The 11,409-nt window shown below is 58.1% G+C and carries 10 protein-coding genes and 1 tRNA gene; all 11 read right to left on the bottom strand.

Translation table 11 applies throughout. The annotated features are described in order from the left end of the window. Positions 1–3,067 (bottom strand): DNA-directed RNA polymerase subunit beta' (gene rpoC, locus ACY69P_RS08810; protein WP_462327201.1); only part of this gene is annotated, 3,067 nt, incomplete at its 3' end. Positions 3,068–3,142: 75 nt separating this feature from the next. After that, entirely contained in the window at positions 3,143–7,255 is a 4,113-nt protein-coding gene (gene rpoB, locus ACY69P_RS08805; protein WP_462327200.1) for a DNA-directed RNA polymerase subunit beta, read from the bottom strand. 338 nt (positions 7,256–7,593) lie between these two features. Then, a complete protein-coding gene (gene rplL / locus ACY69P_RS08800; RefSeq protein ID WP_404843202.1) occupies positions 7,594–7,977 on the bottom strand; it encodes a 50S ribosomal protein L7/L12 in 384 nt (127 codons plus the stop codon). 50 nt (positions 7,978–8,027) lie between these two features. Then, complete coding sequence (rplJ, locus tag ACY69P_RS08795) at positions 8,028–8,558, bottom strand: 50S ribosomal protein L10 (RefSeq protein WP_404843203.1); 531 nt, start codon at positions 8,556–8,558, stop codon at positions 8,028–8,030. Between the two features lie 193 nt (positions 8,559–8,751). Continuing rightward, complete coding sequence (rplA, locus tag ACY69P_RS08790) at positions 8,752–9,459, bottom strand: 50S ribosomal protein L1 (protein ID WP_404843204.1); 708 nt, start codon at positions 9,457–9,459, stop codon at positions 8,752–8,754. Positions 9,460–9,470: 11 nt separating this feature from the next. Then, positions 9,471–9,896 (bottom strand): 50S ribosomal protein L11, encoded by a 426-nt coding sequence (gene rplK / locus ACY69P_RS08785; RefSeq protein ID WP_404843205.1) that lies wholly within the window; start codon positions 9,894–9,896, stop codon positions 9,471–9,473. A gap of 61 nt (positions 9,897–9,957) precedes the next feature. After that, on the bottom strand, positions 9,958–10,512 hold the full coding sequence (nusG, locus tag ACY69P_RS08780) for a transcription termination/antitermination protein NusG (RefSeq protein WP_404843206.1): 555 nt from the start codon (positions 10,510–10,512) through the stop codon (positions 9,958–9,960). 30 nt (positions 10,513–10,542) lie between these two features. Beyond that, positions 10,543–10,794, bottom strand: a complete 252-nt coding sequence (gene secE, locus ACY69P_RS08775; protein WP_404843207.1) for a preprotein translocase subunit SecE — start codon at positions 10,792–10,794, stop codon at positions 10,543–10,545. A gap of 24 nt (positions 10,795–10,818) precedes the next feature. Continuing rightward, positions 10,819–10,895 (bottom strand) — tRNA-Trp (locus tag ACY69P_RS08770). A gap of 122 nt (positions 10,896–11,017) precedes the next feature. Next, a complete protein-coding gene (rpmG, locus tag ACY69P_RS08765) occupies positions 11,018–11,167 on the bottom strand; it encodes a 50S ribosomal protein L33 (protein WP_404843208.1) in 150 nt (49 codons plus the stop codon). A 3-nt stretch (positions 11,168–11,170) separates the two neighbouring features. Then, the coding region (locus ACY69P_RS08760) for an EF-Tu C-terminal domain-related protein (protein WP_462326673.1) at positions 11,171–11,409 on the bottom strand (239 nt) is incomplete at its 5' end.

Here is an 11,409-nt window from a genome sequence, read left to right as displayed (position 1 = left end):
TGACGAACGGTTCGTTGAAGGGGTCCCACTCAGCGAGCAGTTCGCCCTTCTTCACTTCCTGTTCGGACACAACGTGCAGCACAGCGCCAGAAGGCAGGACGTGCTTTTCACGCTCGCGGCCCTCGTCGTCAACAACGCCGACCTGACCGGACTTGCCGAGGACCATGTACATGCCGTCACGGTTCTTAACCGTCTTGACACGGGACAGGGTCACGCGGCCCGGATGGGTCGCAATGTGCGAGGACTGTTCGATTTCTTTGGATGCGGTACCACCGATATGGAAGGTACGCATCGTCAGCTGCGTTCCCGGCTCGCCGATGGACTGGGCGGCGATGATGCCGACCGTCTCGCCGACGTTGACCAGATGTCCGCGAGCAAGGTCGCGGCCGTAGCACATGGCGCACACGCCGTGCTCGCTCTGGCAGGTCAGGCCGGAACGGATCGTCATGGACGACACGCCCGTCTCGTCGATGAGCTGCGCAAGCTTCTCGTCGATGAGGGATCCTGCGGGGATAATCTCCTCGCCGGAATCCGGATGGTGCACGGGGTGCAGCGTCACGCGGCCAAGCACGCGGTTGGACAGCTTTTCCTGGATTTCGCCGGCCTTGATGAGGTCGGTCATTTCCAGACCGTCCACCGTGCCACAATCCATTTCGCTGACGGTCATATCCTGAGCAACGTCGACGAGTCGGCGGGTCAGGTAACCGGAGTTCGCGGTCTTGAGCGCGGTATCCGCAAGGCCCTTACGAGCACCGTGAGTGGAGTTAAAGAACTGCAACACGGAGAGGCCTTCGCGGAAGTTGGAGGTAATCGGCGTCTCGATGATTTCGCCCGAAGGCTTGGCCATCAGACCACGCATACCTGCCAGCTGGCGCATCTGGTCCTGGTTACCACGAGCACCAGAGTTCGCCATCATGAAGATCGGGTTGAGGGAGGGATTTTCCTCGGTCTTGCCGGTCTTCGGGTCGGTAACGACGTCGATGGACATGGCCTGCATCATCTCGCGGGAGATGTCGTTGGTGCACTTGGTCCAGACGTCGATGACCTTGTTGTATTTCTCTGTACGCGTGATGATACCATCACGGTACTGGGATTCGATGGAGTCAACTTCGTCCTGCGCGTCACCCAGGATGCGGACCTTGCGCTCAGGAATCTTGAGGTCCTGAACAGCAACGGTCACACCCGCACGGGTGGCGTACTCGTAACCGAAGTTCTTGATACGGTCACAAAGGATGACCGTCGCCTTGGTTCCGGCGTGACGGTAGGTCTCGCCCACAAGGCGCTTGATGTTGCCCTTGTCCAGCACGCAGTTGACCAGCTCGAAGGGAACGCCCTCGGGCAGCAGCTCGCTGAGGAGGATGCGGCCGGGGGTGGTTTCCACAAGCTCGCCGTCCATGCGCACCTTGATGCGGGCATGTTCGCTGACAGCACCGGCGTCCACCGCGGAAATGACTTCCCACTTGTCCGGGAACACCTTGCCCTCGCCGCGCTGGAAGGAGCGCATGCAGGACATGTAGTACAGGCCGAGAACGATATCCTGAGACGGCACAATGATAGGCGAACCGTTGGCCGGAGACAGGATGTTGTTGGTGCTCATAAGCAGAACACGGCACTCGATCTGTGCTTCCACGGAAAGCGGAACGTGGACGGCCATCTGGTCGCCGTCAAAGTCCGCGTTGTACGCGGCGCAGACCAGCGGATGCAGGCGGATGGCCTTACCCTCAACAAGGGTGGGCTCAAAGGCCTGAATACCGAGTCTATGCAGCGTGGGCGCACGGTTGAGCAGGATGGGGTATTCGCGGACAACCTCTTCGAGGATATCCCACACCACCAAATCTTCGCGCTCAACCATTTTCTTGGCGCTCTTGATGGTGCTGGCCAGTCCCCTCGCCTCCAGCTTGGAGTAGATGAAGGGCTTGAACAGCTCCAGAGCCATCTTCTTGGGCAGACCGCACTGATGCAGTTTCAGGTGCGGGCCCACGGTGATGACGGAACGGCCGGAGTAGTCGACACGCTTACCGAGCAGGTTCTGACGGAAGCGGCCCTGCTTACCCTTGATCATGTCAGACAGGGACTTCAGGGGGCGGCCGTTGGTGCCGGTGATGGCTCGGCCACGGCGGCCATTGTCGAACAGCGCGTCAACGGATTCCTGCAACATACGCTTTTCGTTCCGGATAATGATATCCGGCGCGCCAAGCTCCAAGAGGCGCTTGAGGCGGTTGTTACGGTTGATGACGCGGCGGTACAGGTCGTTCAGGTCGGAGGTCGCAAAGCGGCCGCCGTCCAGAGGCACCAGAGGACGCAGCTCGGGCGGAATGACTGGAACAACGTCCATGATCATCCACTCGGGCTTATTGTCGGACTCAAGGAAGGCCTCGACAATCTTGAGGCGCTTCGTGAGCTTCTTCTTCTTGGTCTGGGAGCGCGTGGTCCGGGTCTCTTCACGCAGCTGGGTCCGCAGGGTCTGCAGGTCCAGCTCTTCGAGCAGAGACTTGATGGCCTCGGCGCCCATGCCGACCTCTACAGCGTCTTCGCCGTAGTGGTCCATGACCTGATAGTACTGCTCCTCAGAAATGATCTGATGCTTCTGCAGGCTGGTCTGACCGGGGTCCATGACCAGGAAGGAATCGAAGTACAGAACCTTTTCAAGGTCGGCCATGGTCATGTCGAGCAGGGTACCGATCTTGGAGGGCAGGGTCTTGAGGAACCAGATATGGGCAACGGGCGCGGCCAAATCGATGTGGCCCATGCGCTCGCGGCGCACCTTGGACGCAATGACTTCAACACCGCACTTTTCGCAGACGATGCCGCGGTGCTTCATGCGCTTGTATTTACCGCAGTTACACTCATAGTCCTTCACAGGACCGAAGATCTTGGCACAAAACAGGCCGTCGCGTTCGGGCTTGAAGGTCCGGGAGTTGATGGTCTCCGGCTTCTTGACGTCGCCGAAGGACCATTCCCTGATCTTTTCCGGCGACGCCAGGGCAATCTGGATGGACTTCAGCATACGGCTCGCCTGACCGTCTGCGGCAGCCCCTCGCGTTGCGAACAGATCATCCAAAGACATTGATCTACCTCGCGGTACTAGTTGTTAAAGTTTCATCCGGGGCAGGCGCGTGCTGCGCCTGCCCCGGTTACGCTCTTATTCCGCCTTGGTCGGCAGCTGCTTGCGGACGGGTTCGTCCTGGTGCAGCTTCACGTCCAGTCCCAGAGCCATCAGCTCCTTGACCAGAACGTTGAACGACTCGGGCAGGTTGGCTTCGAGGAAGTTATCGCCCTTGACGATCCGTTCGTACATCTTCACGCGGCCGCTCACGTCGTCGGACTTGACGGTGAGGAACTCCTGAAGCAGGTACGCTGCGCCGTAGGCCTCCAGGGCCCACACTTCCATCTCACCCAGACGCTGGCCACCAAACTGGGCCTTACCGCCAAGCGGCTGCTGGGTCACGAGGGAGTACGGACCGGTGGAACGGGCGTGGATCTTCTCGTCAACAAGGTGATGGAGCTTGAGCATGTACATCACGCCCACCGTCACCCTGTTCTTGAACGGCTCACCGGTGCGGCCGTCGAAGAGAATCATCTTGCCGTCTCGGGGCACATCCGCCCTTTCGAGCCAGTTCCAGATTTCTTCCTCTTCGGCGCCGTCGAAGACCGGAGTCTTACACACGATGCCGTTCTGGAGCTTCTTGACCGCGCCCTGCAGGGAGTCATCGTCGAGGTCGTCAACAAGGTCAGTGATGACCGGGTTGCTGAACACGTCCTTAACTTCGCTGCGGAGCACGTCCATGTGGGCGCCGCTGTCGAGCATTTCGGCAAGCTGGCGGCCCAGCTCCTTGGCGGCCCACCCAAGGTGGGTCTCCATGATCTGACCGATATTCATACGAGACGGCACGCCGAGGGGGTTCAGCACGATGTCCACAGTGCGGCCATCGGCGAAGAACGGCAGGTCTTCCTCCGGCAGGATGTTGGAAACAACACCCTTGTTGCCGTGGCGACCAGCCATTTTGTCACCCACGTTCAGCTTACGCTTCACAGCGAGGTGGACCTTGACCATCTTGATCACGCCCGGAGGCAGGTCGTCACCCTCGGTGACCTTCTCGCGCTTGATGTCGTAGGCTTCGCGGATGAACATGACCTGACGGTCGTAGGCATCCAGCATGGCCATGACGGCATCATTGGTATCCTTGTCCTTGAACACACCGGCAAGCTTTTTGAGCGGCAGCTCGAAGAGGACGTCTTCGGTCATAACCTGACCGGCCTCAACGAGCACTTCACCCTTGCGCTTACCGCTGATGTTCGCACTCACCTGCTTGTTGAGGCACACGTCGCGAAGCTTTTCGCGGGTGGAGTCCACAAGGGCGGCGATGTGCTGCTCTTCCTTGCGGTCGAGCTTGGCAAGTTCGTAGTCTTCGATGTTCTTGGTGCGCTGGTCCTTCTCGCCGGAGCGGCGGTTGAAGACCTTGACGTCAATGACCACACCTTCCATTCCCGGCGGAACCTTGAGGGAGGTGTTTTTGACGTCGCGCGCCTTGTCGCCGAAGATGGCTCGCAGGAGCTTCTCTTCGGGGGTGAGCTGCGTTTCACCCTTGGGGGTGATTTTACCGACGAGGATGTCGTCGGGTTCTACGCGCGCACCAATGCGGATGATGCCGGACTCGTCGAGGTTCTTCAGCATGTCCTCGCCGACGTTCGGAATATCGCGGGTGACTTCCTCCGGTCCGAGCTTGGTGTCTCGGGCAACGAGTTCAAATTCCTCGATGTGCACCGAAGTGAAGACGTCCTCTTTCACCATCCGTTCGGAGATGAGGATGGAGTCCTCAAAGTTAAATCCGCACCAGGGCATGAACGCGACCACAAGGTTCTTGCCGAGCGCCAGCTCGCCGTCCTTGATGGCCGGTCCGTCAGCAAGCACATGGCCCTTCTTCACACGCTGTCCGGGGACAACCGTGGGCTTCTGGCCAAAGCTACTGCTCTGGTTGGACTTGTGATATTTCAGCAGGTCGTACGACTTGCAGCCGCCGGAATTGTGCCCAATGGACGGATCGTCGTAGGCCATGACAACGCGCTGGGCGTCGGCATAGTGAACGATACCGTCACCTTCGGCCAGCAGGCAGCTGCCGGAGTCCTGCGCTACGCGGTCTTCCATGCCGGTACCGACAAGGGGACGCTCGCTGCGCAGCAGCGGCACGGCCTGACGCTGCATGTTCGAACCCATCAGAGCGCGGTTCGCGTCGTCGTGCTCCAGGAACGGAATAAGCGCGGACGACACGGAAACAATCTGGCTGGGCGAGATGTCCATGGACGTGACTTCTTCCTTGGGCACCACCGTCACTTCACCGCGGATACGGGCGTTGACCATATCGTTGACGAAGTTCTTGTTCTCATCGAGAGGCGCGTTGGCCTGCGCCACCACCTGATCCGACTCCTGAGAGGCGTCCATGTAGCGGGTTTCGTCCGTCACGTGACCGTCCTTGACGATACGGTACGGCGTCTCGATGAAGCCGAAGTCATTGACCTTGGAATGCGTGGTCAGCGAAACGATCAGACCGATGTTCGGGCCTTCAGGCGTTTCGATGGGGCAAATACGGCCATAGTGACTGGTGTGCACGTCACGGACTTCGAAGCCAGCACGCTCACGGGTCAGGCCACCGGGTCCGAGAGCGGACAGGCGGCGCTTATGGGTGACCTCGGAAAGCGGGTTGGTCTGGTCCATGAACTGCGAGAGCTGAGAAGTACCGAAGAACTCCTTGAGCACCGCAGCGACCGGCTTGGGGTTGATGAGGTCGTGCGGCATCAGGGTGGCCACTTCCTGCAGGCTCATGCGCTCCTTAATGGCGCGCTCCATGCGGACGAGGCCGATGCGGTACTGGTTCTCCACCAGTTCGCCAACGGGACGCACACGGCGGTTGCCGAGGTGGTCGATGTCGTCGGCGGGACCGTGGGAGTCCTTGAGCTGGCACAGCGTGGTGATGGCCTTGAGGATGTCCTCGTTGGTCAGGGTACGCAGTTCCAGCGGCTCATCAATGCCCAGACGGGTGTTGAGCTTGTAACGGCCAACGGCGGAGAGGTCGTAGTAGTCGGCGTTGCGGAACAGGTTCTCAAAGAACGTTCCGGCAATCTCCGGGGTCGGCGGAGAGCTGGGACGCAGACGGCGGTAGATTTCAATCTGCGCGGAGGACATGTCCGTGGTCTTGTCCAGCATGAGCGTATCGCGCATGGAGGACGAGACGTCCGTGCCACGGGTGTAGAGCACGGGCAGACGGGTCACACCGGCTTCAAGGAACTTCTCCACCAGCTCGGCGTGCATTTCTTCGCCAGCCTCGGCGAGAACCTCGCCACTTTCGGCGTCGAAGATGTCCTCGGCGAGGAACATGTTCGGCAGCATGGCCGGGTCCACCTCATAGGCTTTAACGCCATCGCGGACCATCTTCTTATGGACACGCTTGGTGAGGGGCTTGCCAGCCTTGACGAGCACGTCGCCTTCGCTGTTGACGATGTCAACAAACGCGGCTTCCTTGCAGAACTTGTCGGCTTCGACTTCGCGCTGCAGCTTGCCGTCGCCGATAACGTAGTATTCCTTTTCATAGAAGTAGTTGAGGATGTCCTGCTTGGACATTCCCATCGCCTTGAAAAGGATGGTTGCGGGCATTTTTCTGCGGCGGTCAATGCGGACATACAGGATGTCCTTATGGTCGAAATCAAAATCGAGCCAAGAACCGCGCATGGGGATGATGCGGCTGCTATAGAGCACGCGGCCGGAAGAATGGCTCTTGCCGGAGTCGTGCTCAAAGATGATGCCGGGGGAACGCTGGAGCTGGTTGACGATGACGCGCTCGGTACCATTAATAATAAAGGTACCCTTGTCGGTCATAAGCGGCAACGTGCCGAAATAGATATCCTGTTCCTTGATGTCGCGGATGGTGCGGCTTTCCGTCTCTTCATCCACGTCATAGACAACAAGACGAACGGTAATGCGGATGGGCGCCTCAAAGGTGAGGCCCTTGGCGATGCATTCCGCCTCGTCGAATTTGGGAGTGCCAACCTCGTAACTAACGTACTCAAGGCTGGCGGTCCGGTTGAAGTCCTCGATGGGGAACACGGACCTGAACACGCCTTCCAGTCCCTCATCGGCGCGGCTAGCCGGAGGAACGTCAAGCTGCAGGAATTTCCGGTACGAATCGACCTGGAGATTCAGGAGATTAGGTACCGAATGCGTGCTGGCGATCTTGCCAAATCTTTTTGTGAGTTGGACCATTTTTCCCTCTCAAGCGAGAAATTTGACCGTTGGCGGGGGCGGCGGCCCTCAGACAAACCGATTAAAATGGTAAATGAATCAAGTTGTTAAAGGATGCCTTCACAATGCCCAACGCTGGGCGGCAGGAAATGAACGCACCAAAAGAATACACGTGCACCTGTGGTGATATGCATTGTAGATGAGCCATACGGGGGATGTGGTATTCATTGTCGACACGAAGAGAAAATACTTATCAAAAGACGGCACCGAGGGCAAGGGGAAATTCGACAAAGAATACAAAAAAAGGGAGCGTAGCTCCATACGTCGCTACGCTCCCAAAAAGCCGTGATATGGCTGTGCTACTTAACTTCGCACTCAGCGCCGGCTTCCTCGAGCTGCTTCTTGGCTTCCTCGGCGTCTTCCTTGGAAATGCCTTCCTTCAGCGTGGAGGGAAGCTCGTCAACCTTAGCCTTGGCTTCCTTGAGGCCGAGGCCGGTGAGTGCACGGACAACCTTGATGACGGCAATCTTGTTGCCGCCGGCGCCCTTCAGCACAACGTCAAATTCGGTCTTCTCCTCAGCAGCGGCGCCGCCGTCAGCAGCGGGAGCAGCGGCAACGGCCATGGCCGGAGCAGCAGCGGAAACGCCGAACTTGTCTTCCAGCTCAGAGATAAACTCGGAGAGCTCGAGGACGGTCATGTTGGAGATAAACTCGACTACCTGATCTTTGGTGATGTCTGCCATTTGGATTTCCTCCTAAAAAGTACTTTGGCTCTTCGCAATGTGCGTTGTTGTTAAGCAGCGGCGCTGTCTTCTTTCTGGTCCTTAATGGCCGAAAGAGCGTACAGGAAATTGCGCTGCAGGTTAGCAAACAGACAAACGAAGTTGGTGGGCACGGCGTTCATGGTACCCAGAAGCTTACCAAGCAGTTCAGGCTTGCTCGGGAGCTTGGAGAGTTCGGCGATAGCTGCTGCGTCGAGCGGCTTGCCGTCCAGGCTACCGGACTTGATGATGAACTTCTCGTTGGACTTGGCGAACTCGCTGAGAACCTTAGCCGCGGCCACGGGGTCTTCGGTGCCGAAAGCGATAGCGCAGTTTTCCTTAAGGTTGTCCTTAAGGTTCTCATGCACTCCGCCATCCAGCGCGATCCGGGCCAGGGTGTTCTTCACGACCTTGTAGCTGACGCCAGCTTCAGTGAGCTTGGCGCGCAGTTCGGTCATGTTTTCCACCTTGAGGCCCTTGAAGTCGGTGACGATCGCGATGGATGCTTCATCGGCCTTGGCTTTCAGCTGGCTGATAAGCTCAGCTTTCTGTGCCCTGTTCACCGTTAACTCCTTGGCTGAAGGTTTCGTCCACAAGAAGAAGGGCCAAAGTGGTCTCTACAGGAAATTAAGGGTTGCCCCACCTGTTGTCTCCGACTCTTCTTCCAACCGATAGTCCGGCCGAAACCGGACTGCAATATACATAAAACGGTTGCCACGCCGCGAGGGCGTGGCATCCGCTCGATGTCGTCGTTGTCTAGCCTTCCACGTGCTTGCGCACGCTTGCGGTGTCGACCTTGATTCCCGGGCCCATGGTGGTGGCCAGGGTGATGCTCTTCAGGTACGTGCCTTTGGCCGCAGAGGGCTTAAGGCGGATAACCTGATCCATCAAAGTTTTGAGGTTGTCAAGAATTTTCTCGGTGCCAAAGGACACCTTGCCGAGAGGAGCGTGCAGAACACCGGCCTTGTCGACCTTGAACTCCACCTTACCGGCCTTGACTTCCTGGACAGCCTGGGCAACGTCGAAAGTGACGGTGCCGGTCTTGGCATTAGGCATCAGGCCACGCGGGCCGAGGATGCGGCCAATCTGGCCGACCTTGCCCATCATGTCCGGAGTAGCGACAGCCTTGTCGAACTCCAGCCAGCCACCCTTGACCTGTTCCACCAGGTCGTCGCCACCGACAAAGTCGGCGCCGGCGGCCTTGGCTTCGGCTTCCTTGTCGCCCTGACAGAACACAGCGACGCGAACTTCCTTGCCGAGACCGTGAGGCAGGGAGACAGCTCCGCGCACCATCTGATCGGAGTACTTGGGATCGACGCCGAGCACCATGGCAACGTCAACGGTCTCGTCGAACTTGGCGACAGCAGTCTTCAGCGCCAGTTCAACTCCTTCGGGCATCTCATAGCGGGCAGAGAGATCAATGCCCTCGATAGCCTTGCGATATTTCTTTCCATGCTTGGGCATAGTTGTTCCCCTTAATCGATGACGTCGATTCCCATGCTGCGAGCCGTTCCGGCGATATTGCTCACCGCGGCGTCGAGATCATTTGCAGTGAGGTCGGGCTGCTTGATCTTAGCGATCTCCTCGAGCTGAGCGCGAGTGATCTTGCCGACCTTGTTCCTGTTGGGCTCGCCAGAACCCTTGTCTACACCGATAGCTTTCTTAATCAGCACAGATGCCGGAGGCGTCTTCGTGATGAACGTGAAGGAGCGATCCTGGTACACGGTGATTTCCACCGGGATGATCATACCCTTCTGGTCCTGCGTTTTGGCGTTGAACGCCTTGCAGAATTCCATGATGTTCAGGCCGTGCTGACCAAGTGCGGGGCCGACCGGCGGGGACGGATTGGCAGCTCCGGCGGGAATCTGGAGCTTAATTTTCGCCAGTACCTTTTTGGCCATTGCTACATCCTCATGTCTACGTATTTGAAATCAGGCATGCTTCGGCGGACCGGGAGTCGTCCTACCCTTTGCTGACCTGGACGAAGTCCAGTTCCACCGGGGTCTGGCGGCCAAAAATGGATACCGAAACCCGAAGCTTTCCCTTGTCGTAATTGACATCTTCCACAACCCCGTTGAAGCCGCTAAACGGACCGTCAACGACCCGGACTTCATCCCCACGGTCAAAGTTGAACTTGGGGCGGGGCTGTTCCTGACGCTGTTCCATCATGGAGAGAATCTTCTCCGCCTCGCTGTCGCGCATTGGTGCCGGACGGGTCTTCCCGCCGACAAACCCCGTAACGCGAGGGATGGACTGCACCAGGTGCCAGGAATCATCGGTTAGAATCATCTTGAGCATTACGTAGCCGGGATAAAACTTGCGAGTGGAGGTTTTCTTCTCCCCTTTCACCAGTTCTATCACCTTCTCAGTGGGCATCACGACCTCTAAAATAAGGCCGTTGTCCTGCCCTGTGCGCATCATCTCCTTGAGGGTCTGCTCAACGCGCTGCTCAAAGCCGGAGTAGGTGTGGACGATGTACCAGCGGGCTTTCGGGAGGCTATCGATCTGCTCGGTCATAGTTCACCAAACCTTTGCGGCGTGAGCCGCTTAAGACAAGATGGCCTCGATGGCTTTGGTCAATCCTGCATCCACAAGACCCAGGAAGACCGCCATGACCACGACCAGGACCAAGACGGCCACACTCGTGGCAATGGTCTCCTTGCGCGTAGGCCAGGTGACCTTTTTCATCTCCACCTTGGACTGGTCAAAGAATTCCTTGAGCTGGTTGAGCTTCCCAACAGCTCCGGATTCTGGTGCAGTCTTCGTGGCGCCAGCCGATTTGGACTTCTTTTTCGCCATGATTCCTTCCGATGGTAAAAAAAATGGCAGGCCAGGAGGGATTCGAACCCACAGCATCCGGTTTTGGAGACCGGCGCTCTAGCCGTTAGAGCTACTGGCCTGCATCGCTTGCGGTCACGCCGTGGATTTGTATCAGGGACCGGACCGTGGCCCGGTCCCTGTCAATCGCTGTCGTGACCAGCCCTTCGCGGGTACAGTATGTTCCCGCAAGGAGCCTGCTACACTACTTGGTCTCGCGATGGAGCGTGTGCTTCTTGTCCCAGGGACAATACTTTTTCACTTCCAGGCGGCCAGTGGTGTTCTTCTTATTCTTAACCGTCGAATAGTTCCGACGCTTGCATTCAGTGCAGGCGAGCTGGATCTTGACTTGCATTGTTTACTCCTCGATTTCGGAGACAACGCCAGCGCCGACAGTGCGGCCACCCTCACGGATAGCAAAGCGGAGGCCCTTCTCCATAGCGATGGGGGCGATCAGCTCAACACCGAAGGTTGCGTTGTCACCGGGCATGACCATCTCGACGCCGTCGGCGAGGGTAACCACGCCAGTGATGTCGGTGGTACGGAAGTAGAACTGAGGACGGTAGCCGGAGAAGAACGGAGTGTGGCGGCCACCTT

This window comes from Desulfobaculum sp. (assembly GCF_054921475.1).
The sequence above is the reverse complement of the archived record's forward strand: the minus strand, read 5'-3'. Positions and strand labels throughout refer to the sequence as shown.

Coding starts and splice junctions, on each gene's coding strand:
- rpoB (WP_462327200.1), bottom strand. CDS start 7,255: ATGGTCCAACTCACAAAAAGATTTGGCAAGATCGCCAGCACGCATTCG.
- rplL (WP_404843202.1), bottom strand. CDS start 7,977: ATGGCAGACATCACCAAAGATCAGGTAGTCGAGTTTATCTCCAACATG.
- rplA (WP_404843204.1), bottom strand. CDS start 9,459: ATGCCCAAGCATGGAAAGAAATATCGCAAGGCTATCGAGGGCATTGAT.
- rplK (WP_404843205.1), bottom strand. CDS start 9,896: ATGGCCAAAAAGGTACTGGCGAAAATTAAGCTCCAGATTCCCGCCGGA.
- nusG (WP_404843206.1), bottom strand. CDS start 10,512: ATGACCGAGCAGATCGATAGCCTCCCGAAAGCCCGCTGGTACATCGTC.
- secE (WP_404843207.1), bottom strand. CDS start 10,794: ATGGCGAAAAAGAAGTCCAAATCGGCTGGCGCCACGAAGACTGCACCA.
- rpmG (WP_404843208.1), bottom strand. CDS start 11,167: ATGCAAGTCAAGATCCAGCTCGCCTGCACTGAATGCAAGCGTCGGAAC.